This window comes from Neorhizobium sp. DAR64860/K0K1, from assembly GCF_050500205.1.
Classification (GTDB): Bacteria; Pseudomonadota; Alphaproteobacteria; order Rhizobiales; family Rhizobiaceae; genus Neorhizobium; species Neorhizobium soli.
Genome location: NZ_CP191459.1, coordinates 3,165,177 through 3,183,115, shown reverse-complemented (window position 1 = coordinate 3,183,115; position 17,939 = coordinate 3,165,177). Strand labels below are relative to the sequence as shown.

Here is a 17,939-nt window from a genome sequence, read left to right as displayed (position 1 = left end):
GTTTTTCGGACTGCAAGGCGGGAATTCGCCTGCATTCACGCAAAAAAATGCAATTTTCCTTCTGTCTTTCTAACGGGCTACTGGCCCATGAGGATATCGTACAGCGTCGTGCGACGCGTTTCCTGCGGCTGGTAGACTTGTCCGACGTCCGAAGGCGGCATCGGACGGCCGCCGACATCGCCGGGCGGCACCGGTGCCTGGCTATCGTAAGGGGCACGATATTCGCGGTAATCCCTGTATTCTCCGGGTTGCGCCCGGTTGGCAGAACCGCCTTCGCGATACTGTCGCGGCGGCGGTCTGTTGTCATAAACCGTCCCGGTGTTGCAGACCGCGTTGTCACCATAGGCGCAATCGGGCTGGCCCGGGGTGGCAGGCTGGACTTGCTGGCGCGTCGCGGGCGGAGGCCTGCGTGCCGGCTGTTCGAGAGAGGCTTCTCCACGAGGTGCCGCCTGTTGGACCGGCGCACGCGGAGCTGGCGGAAAATTGTCGGGCGCAGGCGCTTCACGCTGATCGCTCGCCCCCGGTATGATGCCGGAAATGATGTCGCCAATCGATGTCGATGGCGATTGTTCTTCCTCGACGGGCGGTGGCAGCTGAAGGCCGCTGTTGAAACCGAACAGTGGCGTCGGGGTATAGCCCTTCATTGCAACCGTCATGTATTCCTTCCAGGCTTTTGCCGGCAGGCCGCCACCCGTCACCTTTTTCATGAAGGCGCCGTCGTCGTTGCCGAACCAGATCCCTGTCGTCATGATGCTGGTATAACCGACGAACAGCGCATCGCGGAACGACTGGGTCGTCCCGGACTTGCCGGCAACCTGCCAGCCATCGAGGCGCGCGGCCCGGCCGGTGCCGTCACGGACGACGCCCGACATCATGCTGTTCATGGCAGCGGCAACCGGCGCGCTGAGAACACGCGGCGGGTTGGTGTAGTCGGCCTCATAGAGAACCTTGCCGTCCGTGTCGGCGATCCGCTTCACGATATAAGGCGTCGCCTTGTAGCCGCCGTTCATGAAGGCCGCATAGGATGAGGTGAGTTCCGTCAGCGAGACTTCCGATGTCCCGAGCGCGATCGAGGCGTTCGGCTGGATGTCGGAATCGACGCCGAGCCGATGCGCCATCGACACGACCTTTTCAGGCCCCACCGCCATCACCAGTTGGGCGGCGACGGTGTTGAGCGAATGGGCCATCGCATAGGAAAGCGGAACCGGCCCCTTGTATTCCTTCTCGTAATTCTCCGGCGTCCAGTTGCCGATGCGGACAGGCGCGTCGTTGACGATCGTGTCCGGATTGTAGCCCGCTTCGAGAGCCGAGGCATAGACGAACGGCTTGAACGCCGACCCCGGCTGGCGCTTGGCCTTGACGGCCCGGTTGAACTGGCTTTGGGCGTAATCGCGGCCGCCCACCATTGCGCGGATGGCGCCAGTCGCATCGACGGAAACAAGCGCCGCCTGCGATGCGTTCAGCTTGCCGCCTTCCTTGTTGAGCACGTCTTTCAAAGCCTTTTCGGCGGCTTCCTCAAGACGCAGATCGACGGTGGTCTCGACGACGACATCGACCTTCGGCTCCCCGATCAGACGCTTGACCTCATCGACCACCATATCTGCGGCGTAGTGCTGGGCGCCGTTCCAGGAGCTCTTGGCGTTGGAAGGCGGCTGCGCCATCGCGGTCTTGAGGTCGCTGTCAGTGATGTAGCCTTCTTCCCGCATCGTGCCGAGAACGACCTGTGCCCGCTCTTCGGCCGCTTTCGGATCTCTGGCAGGCGAAAGCCGCGAGGGCGCCTTCAAGAGACCCGCAAGCGTTGCCGCCTCGCCGAGGTTGACGTCCCGTGCCGACTTGTTGAAGTAGCGACGCGAAGCGGCCTCGACACCATAGGCGTTCGCGCCGAAGTACACCCGGTTGAGGTACATCGCCAGGATCTGGTCCTTGGTGAATTTCGTCTCCAGCCAGAAGGACAAGAGCACTTCCTGGATCTTGCGCTCGAACGTGCGGTCCGGGGATAGGAACAGGTTCTTGGCAAGCTGCTGGGTGATCGTCGAACCGCCCTGGATCGGCTGGCCTGTCAGGTTGTTGACGAAGGCGCGCGCCAGACCCAGCGGATCGACGCCGAAATGGGAATAGAAGCGCCGGTCCTCGATCGACATGACGGCCTGGGGCAGGTAGGGCGACATGTCTTCCAGCGCCAGCGCCTCGCCACCAGTCGTGCCGCGGTTGGCGATGACCGACCCATCGGTCGCGGTGATCTTCATGTTTGGCGGACGGTCTGGAATGGTCCAGCTGCTGGCAGACGGCATCTGCGCGCCGTAGTAGAGAACAAGTCCACCGATGCCGATCGCTGCCCAGATCGACAGGACGACGCACCAGTAAACCAGTCGTTTCAGGGGCCCGAAGAAGCCACCATTGTCGCCACCGCGATTTGACGATGCCTTGCGCGAAGACCTGTCGCGGTCGTTGGACGGGTCGGACTGCTTGCGTGTCTTGCGGGGCGGGAGATCGTCGTACTCGTCATCGGCCTTCTGCGCACGCCGGGTGGAGCGTCCATTGCCAATGATGCGGTCGTCCGCGTCGAGACGGAAGTCATCTTTGTCCTGCGATCCGCCAAAAGACGGTTCGACGCGTTTGTCCGATTTTCTGGCTGCCATGATGAGCCGGCATATCCCCGTTACGCGCATCCTGAATGCGCTGTTCTCACAAATTGTCGCCCGAGTTATCTCGCTGCAGTGTAAATGCGGCGATTTAAGGAGATGTAAAATCCGATCGGACGCTATTTAATATGAGTGCCGCCTAAAAAAGGCTGGATTTCTACGTAAAACAGTTGCTTTCTATATACGGTAATTTGCCTGTCGGATCGGTTTGAGTTCCACCTTGGAGGAGGGGAGTGCATGAACAGGATCGTTGAGGCTGTGGTCATCAATGGCGACCGGCGTGTTCCGGTCGGTCTCGTCAGCGTCAAGCAGGCGCTCGAGATGCCACATAACGGCGTCTTTTCCAGCGGCATGTTTGAATTCAGTCATCCGGCCTATGAGGCAGGAAAGACCGATGTGTTTCTGACGCGAGAGGCGCTGTCGAAGTTGCAGCTCATGTAGAGGCTCCGCGGCCTGATTGTCCGCAGACCCGCTACGGCGGCGCTGCGTGCCCAGTCGCGTCTTGCGGACGGAACTTCATTCCGGCCCGTGGATTGTCTTCGAAAGGAGATGACCATGGCGAGAAAACCACTCAATGTCGGCTTCACCGGTGATATCGACCCTGAAACGGGCGTCGTTGAAAAAGCAAAATCCACAGCCGCGAAGGTGAAGGACGAAGCGGGAATGGTCGCAGCGCACGCTGTGGATCACCCGGCCGCTACTGCATCCGTTGCCGCATCCATCGGCGTGGCGGCATTTCTACTCGGTTATCTGCTGGGCGTTTCGTCCCGGCCCCACGACAGGCGACGCTGGCTTTGACCCGCAATCCGCGTCCAGCGCTAGCCCTGCCCGATGAGCGGACCGGAACAATCAATGGTTATAGCCGTTTCCTGTAGACCTACCCTGAGACAAAGGAGGCATTCATGCCGAATCGTGACCCATTGCCAACTCCCGGCGTCGAGACTCCCCGTGGTCCCGTGGGGACTGGTGGAGTGCCCGACCGCACGCAGGAAAAGCCGCCGCTGACCCCGACGCAGGATCCGGGGGATACGAAAAACCCGCAGGATCCCACTTTGGAGCCGGCTCTGATGCCGACGGGAGACCCGGCAGGCGCTGCCTGATTCGTGGTCCGATAGAAATTGATGATCTACGCCGTCCGGTGACAAGCGCGCCGGGCGTCGTGGCTCGCGATAAGGGTGTGGCTATTGTTAATAACCCCCTAAATTGCACCCGTGCGATCTTGTTATTGCTATTCAATTAGTCAGATCTCACACTGCCGGCTGCATCCACTCGTTTCCTTCGCTGAGGTTTGGAGGCTGCAAGCGGATAAGTCTTTTAGCCTGATCGCGGCTCCCAGGGGTATGGGGAGGAGCCTCGCCATCCGCACGTGAGGGGCAAATGCCAAGTCAGCTTATCCGCAAGCCGGTCAGTTCCGGCCAGCTCAACCTATTGCAGCAAGTCTTCGACGAGACCTGCTCCGAGCACCACATCGATAAAAGCAGTCCAGATGCAGAAGCACTGGCGCTCATTCTCGTCAACTCGCTTCAAAAGGGCGCCGACGAAAAAGAGAAACTGGCTGCATTGGCGGAAACTCTCGCCAAGGCGCGGTAGATTCCGGGTCGAACAGACATTCGGGCCATTCAAGGAACATATCCTGTCTTCGAAAGTTGACCGTGCTCTCGATCAACAACAGACAGGAGGCCAAAATGGCAGAATCCGTAAAGAGCCTGAAGCCAACCGAATCCCAGTCGCCATCCTTCGATCATGTGCCGAGCGAAAATTCGGCATTCAATTCCGAGATCGCCAGCCTCAAGTCCGAGATCGCCAATTTGCGTGATCTGTTGGCAGAAAAAGGCAGTGTTGCTTATGACCGCGTCGCAAGCCGTGCGTCCGATGCCGCAAGCTACGTTTCGGAAGAAGCAAATTCCGTGGCCGCCACTGTCCGCGAGCATCCTGCAGCAACCACGACCCTGATCACCCTGATTGGCGGTATCGGCTTTGCGATCGGCTATCTCGTCGCCAACGCGTCCGTCGACAGCAAGCAGGCCTGGTATCAGCGTTACATCAACGACCGCTTCTAAGAATACCTTATCCGTCTAGCCGGCCGAACTATCCGTTCGGCTGGCGCAGTCGATCCAGATGGCCTTGGTGAGTTCTGCAAGTCGTTCCGGGTCTATCCTGATCGCAGCATTTGTTGCTCCAGCCGCGGGCACGACCTCAGAGTAATCCTTTAGCGAAAGGTCGCAATAGACCTGGAGCTCAGTCGCAAGACCAAACGGGCACACCCCTCCGATCGGATGGCCAGTTGCCGCCATGACCTCATCGCCGGACAGCATACGCGGTTTGGCGCTGAAGACCGACCTGAACTTCTTATTGTCGATGCGACTATTTCCCGACATTACGACCAACAGCATGACATCGCCCGCTCGCAGGCAGATTGTCTTCGCGATCTGATCAGGATCGACGCCATGCGCGAGTGCTGCAAGCGGAACGGTCGCCGAACTCTGTTCGGTCTCGATGATCTCGATGTCAGGCGCGTGGGTCGCGAAAAAGCTGCGTACGGATTCAAGGCTCATAAGAGCAGCATGACGGAAGCGCATCCAGCGGGCAAGTCTCGCGAGGCATGCGATTCTTGCAATGCTGCGGTGCGAAATTACGTCTGTTTTTTGTGCGTTTCCGCTGTATGTTTAAATCATCGACGGACGCACTCCTCCTCCCAGCGTCCCCGATGGGGCCGGCAACACTCCTCCTCCCAGTTGTTGGCCAGTTTCAGAAGCCCGACGCACCTCCTCCCGCGTCGGGCTTTTCTGTTTTCTGAGGGGCTGGAGCGATGAGATATCGGAAGCGCCTGAAGCTCTCGAAAAGGCCCGCAACTTCAAGAACTTGCGTCGATACAGCGGATACAGGGCACCACGATCGCGTCTGGATCGATCGATTTGCGCCCGGTCCTGCAGGCTTGACGCCAAAACGGCCAGACCTTAAATCCTCTGCATCGATATTTGTTTGACAAGCCAGCACGTGGCTAAACTGCCCCGCCTGCGACGATCTTTCTTCAAATACGAAACACAAACGCCCCGGGAAATTCCGAACGGGGCAGTCGGTCATTTGCAAGAGAAAGGCATCGTTATGGCGACTGGTACTGTAAAATGGTTCAACGCAACCAAGGGCTACGGCTTCATCACCCCTGACGACGGTGGCAAGGACGTTTTCGTTCACGTCACCGCGGTCGAGCGCGCAGGCCTCGGCCAGCTGCAGGACGGTCAGAAGATCGGCTTCGAACTGACGACCGACCGCCGTTCCGGCAAGGAATCGGCTGACAGCCTCCGCGCCGTCTAAGGTACCCGTTTCATTTATTTATGAAGGCCGGTCATCGACCGGCCTTTTTGCGTTCCGACGATGCCTTTCGAGCAAGGCACAGAGCGCCGTTAACCAAATATTAACCAATTAGCGAGACGATGAACATTAGAGCCAATGTCGTCGACGGCGGCTGTTTCGCATTGCATGCCCATAAGAGTGACCACGGATGTACTGGCACTTGTGATTGGGATCAGAAAGGTCGGGCTAGCCCGACCTTTTTCGTTTCGTATGAGTTGGACGTGCATCGGCAAAGGAGCTGTCTGCTGCGCCCCGCCGGTGCCCTCACTTTGCGAGGGCCGTGATGATCCGGACCCAGGACCTGATCCCCTTGTGGTAGGACTTCAGGTCATACTTCTCGTTCGGCGAGTGGATCCGGTCGTCATTGAGTCCGAAGCCGACCAGCAGACTATCCATTCCGAGCATCTTCTGGAAATCGCCGACGATCGGAATGGAGCCGCCCATGCCGATGATGACGGCTGGATTTGCCCATTCGTCCGAAAGTGCACTCTTCGCCTTGGTCAAGGCCGGTGAGTCGTATGAAAGCTGGATCGCGGGCGAGCCACCATGCGGGTGGAACTCGACGTTGCAGTCCGCCGGGATCTTGGATGTCACATAGGCGCGGAACGCGTCGCGGATCTTGTCCGGGTCCTGCGTTCCCACGAGGCGGAACGAGATCTTTGCCGAAGCCTTGGCCGCAATGACGGTCTTGAAGCCGTCGCCAGTGTAACCGCCCCAGATCCCGTTGACCTCGCAGGTCGGTCGGGCCCAGGTCATTTCCAGAACCGAACGGCCCTTTTCGCCGGCCGGCTCTGAGAGCCCGATTTCGCCGAGGAACTTTTCGGCCGAGCGACCAAGCGTTTCCCAGCTTGCCTTGATGTTTTCAGGCGTTTCCTCGACGCCGTCGTAGAAACCTTCAAGGGTGATGCGGCCCGTGTCGTCGCGAAGGCCGGCGATGATACCGGTGAGAATGTGGATCGGGTTTGCGGCAGCACCGCCGTAAAGACCGGAATGCAGGTCGCGATCGGCAGCGGTGACAGTGATCTCTTCGCCGACCAGGCCGCGAAGGGCGGCAGCGATTGCCGGTGTGTCGGTGTCCCACATGCCCGTATCGCAGACCAGGGCGAAGTCGGCCTTGAGCTCTTCGGCATTGGCTTCGAGGAAAGGCTTCAGCGACGGCGAACCGGATTCTTCCTCGCCCTCAAACAGGATGGTGATGCGGATCGGCAGCGCGCCATGCACGTCCTTGTAGGCGCGGCAGGCTTCGACGAAGGTCAGCAACTGGCCCTTGTCGTCGGATGTCCCGCGTCCGGTCATGATCTTGCGGCCACCCGGGAGCTCCTTCAGCTTCGGATCGAAGGGATCATCTTCCCAGAGCTCGATCGGATCAACCGGCTGCACGTCGTAGTGACCGTAGAACAGAACGTGCGGCGCATCCGGCGTTGCTCCCGCGTGATGACCGACCACCATCGGATGACCGGGGGTGTCGCGCAAGGATGCTTCGAAGCCCAGCGTCGTCAATTCCTGGACAAGCCACTCAGCAGCTTTGCGGCAATCGTCCTTGAAGGCCGGATCAGTCGAGATGGACTTGATGCGCACGAGATCGAACATCCGATCGATGCTGGCGCTGAGGTTCTGATCGGCACGGTCAAGAACGGGGGAAAGTTCGGTCATAACAATATCCTGTGTGTGGATGCTCGGCGCCGCTGTAGACGTGGCTTGCGACGCTCGTTCCGGAAACTAGCAAGCCTTTATGTCACCGTACAATGGAAAAGGCTGATTGGTGCAGGACAACTAGCGGGCAGTAACGTCGACTGCAACCTTGCACTGACAAGTCTCTGGCGCCCCCTAGAGCTTGCGGGCGTTCTCCAAAATCATCCGCATGTATTCGATCATCAGGTCACGCTCGAATCGCTTGAACCCGGAAAACAGGGCCGCGTCGGCTTCCGCTGCCGCCTCCACCGCACGGGCCTCCAGGCTGCGGCCAAGCGCCGTCAGGGTAATGATCTTTGCCCGCTTGTCGTCAGGATGGGGGATGCGCTCGATGAGACCGTCGCGCTGCATCCGCGCGAGCGTATTGGCGACCGTCGCCTGCTCCACCTCGAGCTTGTCCAGGAGTTGCTTCTGGGTAAGGCCATCCTGCTGCCAGAGTTCCAGGAGAACGGGAAACTGGCCCGGGGAAAAGCCGAGGCTGCTTGAGCGCTGTTGCAGGGATCGCGCAAAACCCTTCGCAAGCTGGTTGGCGAGATAGGTTGCGGAATGAGAGCGATCGAATGCCATGGCTTCGGTATCTTGCTTCCCGGTTGAAAGTCCAAACAGACCTTGCCAGGAAGGATATATCGCACGCCGTGCTTTCGCCAACCCTGCGACGCTTCGCTAGATGCTGTGAGCCGCAAACAAAAACCGCCACGACCGGGAGGGGAGCGGTCGTGGCGGCATGATAGAAGAACAAAGGCCCGGAGAGGGGGTTGAGCCTTTGTCCGGTCTGACGCGGCAGGGGGCAAGCCGGGTGCCAGACTGCGGCGTGATCAATCGCCGGTAAGCTTGAAATGTGCGGCGGAATGCGGCTTTTCAAGGGATTGGTCTATTACAAATCGGTAACGTTGCGGTGAGCGTTCGGTGGCGCTGTCGGCGAACTTTTCGTGGACGCCGAAGATGCCTCGGGGTATTCCATCACCATGAAAAAAGGCGATCATCTCTTCCTCATCGACGGCTCCGGTTTCATCTTCCGGGCGTTCCATGCATTGCCCCCGCTGACCCGCAAATCAGACGGGCTGCCGGTCGGCGCCGTGTCGGGGTTCTGCAACATGTTGTGGAAGCTTCTGACCGATGCGCGCGATACCTCGGTCGGCGTCACGCCGACGCATTTCGCCGTCATTTTCGACTATTCCTCGAAGACCTTCCGCAAGGAGATCTACGATGCGTACAAGGCCAACCGGTCCGCGCCGCCGGAAGAGCTCGTTCCGCAGTTCGGTCTGATCCGCCAGGCGACCCGCGCCTTCAACCTGCCCTGCATCGAGACGGAGGGGTTCGAGGCGGATGACATCATTGCCACCTATGCCCGCCAGGCCGAAGCGACCGGCGCCGACGTCACCATCGTGTCCTCCGACAAGGACCTGATGCAGCTGGTGACGCCGATGGTCCACATGTACGACAGCATGAAGGACAAGCAGATCAGCGTGCCCGACGTGGTCGAAAAGTGGGGCGTAGCGCCTGAAAAGATGATCGATCTCCAGGCTCTGGTCGGCGATTCGGTCGACAACGTGCCGGGTATTCCGGGCATCGGGCCGAAGACGGCGGCGCAGCTTTTGGAAGAGTTCGGCGATCTCGAAACGCTTCTTTCCCGCGCCGGAGAGATCAAGCAGGTCAAGCGCCGCGAAAGCATCATCGCCTTTGCCGAGCAGGCGCGCTTGTCGAGGCGACTGGTGGAGCTGCGCACCGATGTCCCTCTGGAGCTCGAACTCGATGCGCTGGTTCTCGAACCCCAGAACGGACCAAAGCTGATCGGCTTCCTCAAGGCCATGAACTTCGGAACGTTGACGCGAAGGGTTGCCACAGCCTGCGACTGCAACGCCGATGAAATAGAAGCGGCGGATGTCGAGGTCGAATGGGGCGATGCCGCCCGCGGTCCAGACCTCGATGCGGGCGAGGCGGCGAAGGCCGACACGGGAGAGACCGCAGCCGCGGCGCCGGTCGAGCGAGCGGTTTCGACGGTCGCAAAGGTAACCGGCGAAGCGACGCCTGTCTCCTTTGCCGAAGCTCGTATCGCCGCATTCGGGCAGGCGAAGCTCGATATGGAAAACTATGTCACGATCCGCGATGTGGAAGTGCTTGATGACTGGATCCGCGCGGCGCGCGAGACCGGTTTCGTCGCCTTCGACACGGAGACGAACTCGCTCGACCCGATGCAGGCCGAACTGGTCGGCTTCTCGCTGGCGATCGCCGACAATACCGACAGCCCGTCCGGTCTCGAAGTCCGCGCCGCCTATGTCCCGCTCACCCACAAGACCGGTGTCGGCGATCTCCTAGGCGGTGGTCTGGCCGAAAACCAGATGGCCAGCCGCGAAGCGCTGGATCGCCTGAAACCGCTGCTGGAAGATCCGACCGTCCTCAAGGTCGCGCAGAACCTCAAGTTCGACTACCTCGTCATGAAGCGGCACGGCATAACCGTCCAGGCCCATGACGATACGATGCTGATGTCCTATGTGCTGGAGGCCGGAAAGGCCAACCACGGCATGGACGCATTGTCCGAACGCTGGCTCAATCACAAGCCGATCGCTTTCAAGGATGTTGCCGGTTCCGGCAAGAGCGGGGTGACGTTCGATTACGTCGATATCGAGAAGGCGACTGCCTATGCGGCCGAGGACGCGGATGTCACGCTGCGTCTCTGGATGGTGCTGAAACCGCAGCTCGCCGCAGCGGGCCTAACACGCGTCTACGAACGGCTCGAGCGACCGCTGGTCTCTGTTCTCGCCGATATGGAAGAACGCGGCATCACTATCGATCGGCAGATCCTGTCGCGCCTTTCCGGCGAGCTTGCGCAGAAGGCGGCGGCCTTCGAAGACGAGATCTATGCGCTAGCCGGCGAGAAATTCACCATCGGCTCTCCCAAGCAACTCGGCGATATCCTGTTCGGCAAGATGGGCCTGCCCGGCGGTGCCAAGACCAAGACCGGCCAGTGGTCGACTTCGGCAAGCGTGCTGGAGGATCTGGCCGCGACTGGTCACGATCTGCCGCGCAAGATCGTCGACTGGCGCCAGCTGACAAAGCTGAAATCCACCTACACCGATGCGCTTCCAGGCTACGTCCATCCGCAGACCAAGCGCGTTCACACGTCCTATTCGCTGGCATCGACCACGACCGGGCGTCTTTCCTCGTCGGAACCCAATCTTCAGAACATCCCGGTCCGCAATGCCGAAGGCCGCAAGATCCGCACCGCATTCATCGCGACCCCCGGCCACAAGCTTCTCTCCGCGGATTACAGCCAGATCGAGCTGCGCGTCCTCGCCCACGTCGCCGACATTCCGCAGCTGCGTCAGGCCTTCGCGGATGGCATCGACATTCACTCGATGACCGCATCGGAAATGTTCGGCGTTCCCGTCGAGGGCATGTCGAGTGAGGTCCGTCGCCGCGCAAAGGCGATCAACTTCGGCATCATCTACGGAATTTCCGCTTTTGGTCTTGCCAACCAGCTGTCTATCGATCGCTCGGAAGCAGGCGATTATATCAAGCGGTATTTCGAGCGCTTTCCCGGTATCAAGGACTACATGGAGCAGACGAAGGCCTTTGCCCGTGAGCATGGCTATGTGGAAACGATCTTCGGCCGTCGCTCCCATTATCCCGATATCAAGTCGTCCAACCCGTCGATGCGCGCCTTCAATGAACGCGCTGCCATCAACGCCCCGATCCAGGGGTCGGCCGCTGATGTCATCCGCCGTGCGATGATCGGGATGGAGCCTGCCCTGAAGAAGGCCGGTCTCGACGAAAAGGTCCGCATGCTGCTGCAGGTGCATGACGAACTGATCTTCGAAGTCGAGGATGCGGCGATCGAAGAAGCGATCCCGCTGATCGTATCGACTATGGAAGAGGCGACAATGCCGGCTGTCTCGATGCGGGTGCCGCTGAAGGTGGACGCGCGCGCCGCCGCGAACTGGGACGAGGCGCACTGATCTGGCTTGATCAGCCGTTGGGGTAAAGGGACAGAAGAGCTGTCGATAGCAGCTCGTCGGCGTATCGGTGCGCCGACTGGCTGCCTTCATCCGTCATGCCCAGTTCACGACAGCGGTGGTGGACGGTGTCGAGGATCAGGCTGGCAATGCCCTTGGCATGATCAACATTCGCGTTTTCGGAGGTATCCAGCGCCATGGCGAGCGAGGTGATGGACACGATCTCGAGCACGGTCATCCGGGCTTCCAAATTGAGCCTTGCCGTTCCCGCAGCATCCACGTCGTTTAAGTCATCAAGCCTTCGCGTTTGGTCCATGCTGCGCCCCTTATGTTAGAAAGTCCACATAGAGGCAAAATCGGGACTGTAAAGTGCCCGTCGTGAAGATAGTCGCAAAATCACACGCGCCGGAAAAGACGTCGTTCCAGCGTGTCGATCAGTGTCTGGGCGGCTTCGCTCAGGGACCCGCTGTTGTCGATCGTTACGACCGAATAGTCGCCATCGACAGTGAGGGAGCCGCGCTCGAGACGCCGCAGGATGTCCTCGCGGCATTCCCGTCCCCGCGCTTCGAGCCGCGCGGCGAGCACGTCGCGCGAGGCAATGACGTTGATGACCAGCATGGCCGGATACGCTGAGTGGAAGTGTGCAAGCGCCGAACGGGAGCCATTGGCGATGACCAGACTGCCACCTTCGACGGCATCGAGCGTATCCTTAGGAATGCCATAGGATAGCCCATGCGCATTCCAGGACACGGCAAAGCGTCCGGCTTTTTCCAACGCAGCGAACTCGTCCTCCGAGACACCGTCGTGGTCCTCGCCGCCGGACGCCGGGTCCCGGGTGATTGTGCGGCGGGCAAACACCACGTCGTCACGATCCGCAAAATGCCGCGCAGCCTCCGCCATCAGCGTGTCCTTGCCCGCACCGCTCGGGCCGACCACGACGACGATCACGCCGCTTTTGCCACTGTCGCTATTCGCCGGGCGGCCGTCCATCAGGCGACCCGCCGACCTTCGCGCCACACGGCACGCGCCACCGGCACGCCCTCCGGACGATGAACCCGGACCAGATCGGCGCGCAGGCCGGTGGCGATCCGGCCGCGATCGTCGAGGCCGACGGTGCGGGCAGGCGTCGCACTCACCATGGCTATCGCCTTCGGCAGCGAGATGCTGTCGACCTCGTCTGCCAGGATGAACGGCGCGTAGAGCAGGCTGAGTGGCACGTAGTCGGACGAAAGCACGTCGAGCACGTCTTTCTCAGCCAGATCGCGGGCGGCAATATTGCCGGAATGCGACTTGCCCCGCACGATATTGGGCGCGCCCATCAGCACGCTCATGCCGGCCTGGTGCGAGGCCTTGGCGGCATCGAGACTGGTCGGGAATTCGGCGAGCTTCACACCGTTGCCGATCGCCTCGTCCACATGCGCAAGCGTCGCATCGTCATGGCTGGCAACCGTAATGCCGTTATCGGCGCAGACCTTCGCGATGGCGATGCGGTGCGGCGTCGAATTGCGCTCGGACTCCTCGACGCGCTTTTCGATGAAGATCTTGAAGGCCTCGTCGGAAAGCCCGCGCTTCTTCTGGTAGTAGAAAATGTACTGGTCCATCGTCTGGAACTGCCGCTGGCCCGGAGCATGGTCCATCAGCGAAACGAGCCTGACATAAGGGTCGTTGGCAAAATCGGCGAAGTGATCGAGCACATTGTCGGCCGAAACTTCGCAGCGAAGGTGGATAAGATGCTCGGACCGAAGGCGGCCCTGGCGCTCGGCGGCCTGGATGGCGTCTGCCATGTCCCGCATCTCGCCCTGCTCGAAGCCGCCATCCTCGTCCGATCCCATCCGCAGGCAGTCGAACACGGTGGTGATGCCGGAAGAAGCGATCTGTGCGTCATGCGCCTGGATCGCCGCCGTCGCATTCCAGCGCACGCCCGGACGCGGCGAATAGTGCTGCTCCAGATGGTCGGTATGGAGTTCGACAAGCCCGGGGATCAGGTAATCGCCCTCGAAGTCCTCGCCAGCCTGTGCCGTGCCACTGGAGATGTCTGCGATCTTGCCGTCCCGGATCTGGATGGAGCCGGTCACGATGCTGTCCTCCAGCACGATACGGGCATTTGTGAATACGGTCTCGACGGTCATGGGGTCGTCTTTCTGATATCGGAGGCGGGCGCCAGGGGCAGCCAGCGGTGAACTGTAAAATCTGCGCCCCGCTCGGGCTCTACGAAGAGCGCAACTCCGTTGATGGAGAGCGGTGCGTTGGTAAAATCTGCAAATCTGGTTTCAAGCGCCTTGCGCATGGCAGGCGCCTGTTCGGGCGGGACCTGTCCGGTCAGCGTCATGTGAAAGCGGAACTCGTCCATGACGTAGGGGTAGCCCCAGGTCATCAGGTTGTCGCGGTGTTCGGGTGAAAGGTTCTCCGGTTTGCGCCGGGCAATATCGGCATCCGAAAGCGGCGCGCGGAACGGCTCGAAATCTTGGACCACGCGGGCGGCAAAGGCCTGCAGTTCCGGATAGACCTGGTCAGGCACCAGAGCGAAGAAACGGCCGAGCTGGCCGATGACGGCATTCGGAATGTCGAAACCCGGTGTCGCCGCCGCAAACCTCTCGAAAGCGTTGAGCAGTTCGGCCTCGCTGCGTCCTTCGGCAAGCTCGAACGGCGCCTTCAGCGTCGCATGAAAGGCGTAGCGCCGCGGATCGGCCGTCAGCGCGTGCACATCCTCAGCGGAAATGCCATCCACGACCGCTGTCTCGAAGCGCTCCCCGCTGAAGGCGTCGCGGCCAAGCCAACGGGAGGCGGTCTTCGTCAGCGGATGATCCGCTGCGGGCGAAAAGTAGAGAGCATATCGCAAGGCATGGTTCCGGAATCAGGAAAGGGCGACGTCCCGAGACTAACCATCTGTCGCGCCTCGAGACAGCCTTCGGCTAAAAGATTTCCATGACAGAATGATGATGCGGCAACCTTTTAATGTGTCGGGCCACCGATCAGACGTGAGCGGATCGCGTTGGACACATTGTCGAACAGGAAGACCACCATCAGGATCAGTAGAACCATGTAGGCAACCTTGTCCCAGTCCGCATTGGTGCCCATCGCTTCGAGCAGCTTGAGGCCGATGCCGCCTGCACCGACGGCGCCGATAACAGTCGCCGAACGGGTGTTCGATTCCCAGAAATACAGCGACTGGGAGATGAACACCGGCAGCACCTGCGGCACGACGCCGAAGCGGTTGACGATGACGGAGGGCGCGCCGACCGATTTGACACCCTCGCGCTGCTTGTCGTCGACATTCTCGACCGCTTCCGAATAGACCTTGCCGAGCGCACCCGCATCCGTGAAGAAGATCGCCGCGATACCGGGGATCGGTCCTGGGCCGAAGGAGCGGGTGAAGAACAGCGCCCAGATCAGCATGTCGACGGAGCGCAGGAAGTCGAACAAGCGCTTCATGCCCCAGTTGGCGGCCCGGTTGCGGGTAATGTTGCGCGCCGCGATGAAGGCGAGCGGGAAGGCGAACAGCGTCCCGAGCAGCGTGCCGACAAAGGCCATGACCAGCGTCTGAAGCAGTTTCGACAGAATGTCCGCGTGCTGCCAGACATTGTTGCCGAGAAAGTCGTCGCGCATGTAGCCGATGTTCGAGCGTGCCGGATCCAGCCGCTCACCGATCGTCGCAAGATGTGCGAGCTCGCCCCAGCTCTTGCCCCAGAATGCCGACTTGGTGTCGAACAGGAAGTTTGCCCATCCAAGGAAGCGACGCTGCACATAGACCTGTGCCGGGCGGATTTCCGCCTGACCCTCGAAGCCGTAATCGACCAGCACCTTGGCTCCGTCTTGGCGGAGAGCCGAAGGCGCATCGGCTGGCGCAGTCGCTGCGTTGCTGTCGATGGTGACCGGATAGACCGTGCCGTTCAGATAGACATCGACCCGGCCCGGCGTCACATCCAGACGGTCTGCCTCACTGCCATAGGTCACGCGGTAGCCACCGCCTTCGGTTGGCTTCAGCCAGGAAATGTTAGAACCTTCGGCATACTGTCCACGGCTCGACCACTGCGGCTTGACGGTGCCGTCGTCCTGGAACCGCAGGCGCGGCTGGGCACGCCATGAATACCAGTCCTGGAGATAGAGCGAGGCTCGGTCCCACTGGCCGTTCCTGAAGGCGGGACCCACATTGAAGGCGAAAAAGCAGGCAACCAGATAGGCGAGGATCAGTCCGGAGCCGATCAGCAGTCCGTAGCGCTGCAGGAAGGACCGGTGAAACACCTGCGGATAGGTTTCGCGCAGGCGCTCTCTGTCGGATGCATTGATGGCAGGTACCGATGGCATCAGGCTGCTCCCCTGCCAAGTTCGAAGGACTGCTGGCCGATCAGCCGGCGGCGAAGCCATGACGAGAACTGGTCGATGGCAATGACGCTGACGAGCAGCAGGATGATGATCGCATAGGTCTTGGCCGCATGATCGCGACCGATCGCCAGCCGGAACACCTCGCCGATACCGCCGCCACCGACCGCACCGATAATGGTCGAGGCGCGCACGTTTACCTCGGCGCGCAGCAGCGTGTAGGAGACGAAATTCGGAAGCACCTGAGGAACAATCGCGAACCGTACCCGCTCGACCCAAGACGCACCGGCGGCCCGCAAACCTTCATCCGGCTTCATGTCCGAATTCTCGACCACCTCGAAGAACAGCTTTCCGAGCGCGCCGATCGTGTGGACGGTAATCGCGATGATCGCCGCAATCGGCCCGATCGACAGGATCGCCGTCAGAAGTCCGGCAATGACGATTTCCGGAAAGGCACGCAGGATTTCCATGATGCGGCGAACGACGAAACGCACAGGCCCGGCGCCGACAAGATTGGTGGACGCGAAGAAGCAGAGCAGAAAGGCGATGGCGGAACCGATGATCGTCGAAACCAGCGCGATATTGATGGTGATGATCAGCTGGTAGAAGAAATTCGGGATGTAGAACGTGTCGGTAATATAGTGGCGATCCGCCGTGTAGTCGTATTTCAGCGAGCCGTCGGCGTAAGGGGAGGGAAGGTCGAACATCGCCCGGATGATTTCCATCGGGCTGTCAGGCACGAAGCTGCGAATGAAATCGAACATATAGGGCAGGCGTTCGAAGAACTTGCCCGCATTGGCGTCATTGGCGAATTTCAGCGATGCGAACAGCACGACCAGAAACACGCCAATCGTAACAGCGGTATAGACGCGGCGGGTTCGCAGCTGCTGCCGGTAATGCTGCATCATCAGCGATGCCGCCGGCCCCAGTCTGCTAGCGGGGTCCCCGCCGAGGTTTCCGGTCGTCTGTTTGCTGATCGTCGCCATGCCCGTGTCTCTCGTTGCAGAACGGCGGCACCTTCTGCAGATGCCGCCGCCAGGTCTTTTGAAGGGTGATCAGCCGCCGATAACGGACTTACGGGCGTCGACTATCGTCTGGTAGAAGGCCGGATTGACTTCGATGTAATCCTTGTTCTTGCCCTGGGTGAAGGACTGGAAGCAGGCGAGGTTCTTCTTCGGCAGTTCCATGAAGAAGGCCTTGACCTTGGCCTTCATGTCGGCCGGAACCTTGTTGGAGACCATCAGCGGACCGTTCGGGATCAGCGGCGACTTCCAGACCTGGACGATATCGTCCATGTCGAGGTTACCCTTGGCGACCATCTGGTGCAGGTTGCCGCCGCTATAACCTTCTTCCCACTTGCCAACGCCCGAACCGAAGGTCGTGCCGGCATCGAACTTCTTGTCGAGGACTGCGAGAACCAGGTTCTCGTGACCGCCGCCAAAGCCGGTTTCGGAGAAATACTGCTTGACCGGCATGCCGATTTCTTTCGGCAGCGCGACATTCGGGACGAGATAGCCCGAGGTCGAATCCGGATCGGCGAAGCCGATCTTCTTGCCCTTCAGGTCAGCCAGCGTCTTGATGCCGCTGTCCTTGCGGGCAACCATGATCGAGTAGTAACCGCTGGAGCCGTCCGAACCCGTGTAGGTCAGGATCGGGTCGACGGCCTTGTCGTCCTTGAGGGCGATGGCGGCATAGGAAGCCGCACCCATCGAAGCAATGTCGATCGTGCCGCCAAGCAGGCCCTGGATAACGCCGTTATAGTTCGGCGACGGGAACAGCTTCACTTCGGATACGCCGGTCGCAGCCTTCAGGCCATCGGCAACGCACTGGGTGTTGCGGATCTGGTCGGCTTCGTTTTCCGAGCCGTCGAGACCGATGCGCAGAACCTTGACGTCCTGGGCAAGGGCGGAACCGGCGAGCAGGCTGAGCGTCGCGGCAGCAAGCATAGTTTTTCTGAACATGGTGATCTCCTGTTTCC

19 protein-coding genes are annotated in these 17,939 nt (G+C 60.4%); 7 read left to right on the top strand and 12 right to left on the bottom strand.

Annotated elements, in window-relative coordinates:
- Positions 1 to 77: 77 nt before the first annotated feature.
- A complete protein-coding gene (locus ACQY1J_RS20055) occupies positions 78 to 2,639 on the bottom strand; it encodes a PBP1A family penicillin-binding protein (RefSeq protein ID WP_430250670.1) in 2,562 nt (853 codons plus the stop codon).
- A 240-nt stretch (positions 2,640 to 2,879) separates the two neighbouring features.
- Between ACQY1J_RS20055 and ACQY1J_RS20050 the strand changes: the two genes are divergently transcribed.
- The 5 genes from ACQY1J_RS20050 to ACQY1J_RS20030 all read left to right on the top strand — a co-directional run bounded on the left by ACQY1J_RS20050 (position 2,880) and on the right by ACQY1J_RS20030 (position 4,702).
- Positions 2,880 to 3,083, top strand: coding sequence for a hypothetical protein (locus ACQY1J_RS20050; protein ID WP_062454178.1), 204 nt, complete (start codon positions 2,880 to 2,882; stop codon positions 3,081 to 3,083).
- Positions 3,084 to 3,197: 114 nt separating this feature from the next.
- Positions 3,198 to 3,440, top strand: coding sequence for a hypothetical protein (locus tag ACQY1J_RS20045; protein WP_174195417.1), 243 nt, complete (start codon positions 3,198 to 3,200; stop codon positions 3,438 to 3,440).
- Positions 3,441 to 3,544: 104 nt separating this feature from the next.
- A complete protein-coding gene (locus ACQY1J_RS20040) occupies positions 3,545 to 3,742 on the top strand; it encodes a hypothetical protein (protein WP_062454176.1) in 198 nt (65 codons plus the stop codon).
- A 277-nt stretch (positions 3,743 to 4,019) separates the two neighbouring features.
- On the top strand, positions 4,020 to 4,232 hold the full coding sequence (locus tag ACQY1J_RS20035; RefSeq protein ID WP_062454175.1) for a hypothetical protein: 213 nt from the start codon (positions 4,020 to 4,022) through the stop codon (positions 4,230 to 4,232).
- Positions 4,233 to 4,327: 95 nt separating this feature from the next.
- Positions 4,328 to 4,702, top strand: a complete 375-nt coding sequence (locus ACQY1J_RS20030; protein WP_139283901.1) for a hypothetical protein — start codon at positions 4,328 to 4,330, stop codon at positions 4,700 to 4,702.
- A gap of 15 nt (positions 4,703 to 4,717) precedes the next feature.
- Here the strand turns inward: ACQY1J_RS20030 and ACQY1J_RS20025 are convergent, their stop codons facing one another.
- A complete protein-coding gene (locus ACQY1J_RS20025) occupies positions 4,718 to 5,197 on the bottom strand; it encodes a YbaK/EbsC family protein (RefSeq protein WP_430250668.1) in 480 nt (159 codons plus the stop codon).
- Between the two features lie 550 nt (positions 5,198 to 5,747).
- Between ACQY1J_RS20025 and ACQY1J_RS20020 the strand changes: the two genes are divergently transcribed.
- On the top strand, positions 5,748 to 5,957 hold the full coding sequence (locus tag ACQY1J_RS20020) for a cold-shock protein (protein ID WP_062454173.1): 210 nt from the start codon (positions 5,748 to 5,750) through the stop codon (positions 5,955 to 5,957).
- Positions 5,958 to 6,260: 303 nt separating this feature from the next.
- Here the strand turns inward: ACQY1J_RS20020 and ACQY1J_RS20015 are convergent, their stop codons facing one another.
- The 3 genes from ACQY1J_RS20015 to ACQY1J_RS20005 all read right to left on the bottom strand — a co-directional run bounded on the left by ACQY1J_RS20015 (position 6,261) and on the right by ACQY1J_RS20005 (position 8,716).
- The gene (locus tag ACQY1J_RS20015; protein ID WP_062454172.1) at positions 6,261 to 7,649 is read right to left on the bottom strand and encodes a dipeptidase; all 1,389 of its coding nucleotides are present in this window, start codon (positions 7,647 to 7,649) and stop codon (positions 6,261 to 6,263) included.
- Between the two features lie 174 nt (positions 7,650 to 7,823).
- Positions 7,824 to 8,255 (bottom strand): MarR family winged helix-turn-helix transcriptional regulator, encoded by a 432-nt coding sequence (locus tag ACQY1J_RS20010; protein ID WP_062454171.1) that lies wholly within the window; start codon positions 8,253 to 8,255, stop codon positions 7,824 to 7,826.
- A 248-nt stretch (positions 8,256 to 8,503) separates the two neighbouring features.
- Complete coding sequence (locus ACQY1J_RS20005) at positions 8,504 to 8,716, bottom strand: hypothetical protein (RefSeq protein ID WP_430244053.1); 213 nt, start codon at positions 8,714 to 8,716, stop codon at positions 8,504 to 8,506.
- Here ACQY1J_RS20005 and polA point away from each other — a divergent pair.
- The gene (polA, locus tag ACQY1J_RS20000) at positions 8,654 to 11,644 is read left to right on the top strand and encodes a DNA polymerase I (protein WP_430252014.1); all 2,991 of its coding nucleotides are present in this window, start codon (positions 8,654 to 8,656) and stop codon (positions 11,642 to 11,644) included. The genes ACQY1J_RS20005 and polA overlap by 63 nt on opposite strands.
- Before the next feature lie 10 nt (positions 11,645 to 11,654).
- Here the strand turns inward: polA and ACQY1J_RS19995 are convergent, their stop codons facing one another.
- The 7 genes from ACQY1J_RS19995 to phnD all read right to left on the bottom strand — a co-directional run bounded on the left by ACQY1J_RS19995 (position 11,655) and on the right by phnD (position 17,922).
- Positions 11,655 to 11,957, bottom strand: a complete 303-nt coding sequence (locus ACQY1J_RS19995; protein WP_156466409.1) for a hypothetical protein — start codon at positions 11,955 to 11,957, stop codon at positions 11,655 to 11,657.
- Positions 11,958 to 12,037: 80 nt separating this feature from the next.
- The gene (phnN, locus tag ACQY1J_RS19990; RefSeq protein WP_062454168.1) at positions 12,038 to 12,631 is read right to left on the bottom strand and encodes a phosphonate metabolism protein/1,5-bisphosphokinase (PRPP-forming) PhnN; all 594 of its coding nucleotides are present in this window, start codon (positions 12,629 to 12,631) and stop codon (positions 12,038 to 12,040) included.
- Positions 12,631 to 13,770, bottom strand: a complete 1,140-nt coding sequence (locus tag ACQY1J_RS19985) for an alpha-D-ribose 1-methylphosphonate 5-triphosphate diphosphatase (RefSeq protein WP_430250666.1) — start codon at positions 13,768 to 13,770, stop codon at positions 12,631 to 12,633. The genes phnN and ACQY1J_RS19985 overlap by 1 nt, the downstream gene beginning before the upstream one ends.
- On the bottom strand, positions 13,767 to 14,480 hold the full coding sequence (locus tag ACQY1J_RS19980; protein WP_430250664.1) for a DUF1045 domain-containing protein: 714 nt from the start codon (positions 14,478 to 14,480) through the stop codon (positions 13,767 to 13,769). The genes ACQY1J_RS19985 and ACQY1J_RS19980 overlap by 4 nt, the downstream gene beginning before the upstream one ends.
- Before the next feature lie 113 nt (positions 14,481 to 14,593).
- On the bottom strand, positions 14,594 to 15,946 hold the full coding sequence (phnE, locus tag ACQY1J_RS19975; RefSeq protein ID WP_430250663.1) for a phosphonate ABC transporter, permease protein PhnE: 1,353 nt from the start codon (positions 15,944 to 15,946) through the stop codon (positions 14,594 to 14,596).
- Positions 15,946 to 16,866: a phosphonate ABC transporter, permease protein PhnE gene (phnE, locus tag ACQY1J_RS19970; RefSeq protein ID WP_184654341.1), complete on the bottom strand. Its 921-nt coding sequence runs from the start codon at positions 16,864 to 16,866 to the stop codon at positions 15,946 to 15,948. The genes phnE (ACQY1J_RS19975) and phnE (ACQY1J_RS19970) overlap by 1 nt, the downstream gene beginning before the upstream one ends.
- A gap of 150 nt (positions 16,867 to 17,016) precedes the next feature.
- Positions 17,017 to 17,922 carry a phosphonate ABC transporter substrate-binding protein gene (gene phnD / locus ACQY1J_RS19965; RefSeq protein WP_062454164.1) on the bottom strand — a complete coding sequence of 302 codons (906 nt, stop codon included), beginning with the start codon at positions 17,920 to 17,922 and terminating at the stop codon, positions 17,017 to 17,019.
- Positions 17,923 to 17,939 lie beyond the last annotated feature (17 nt).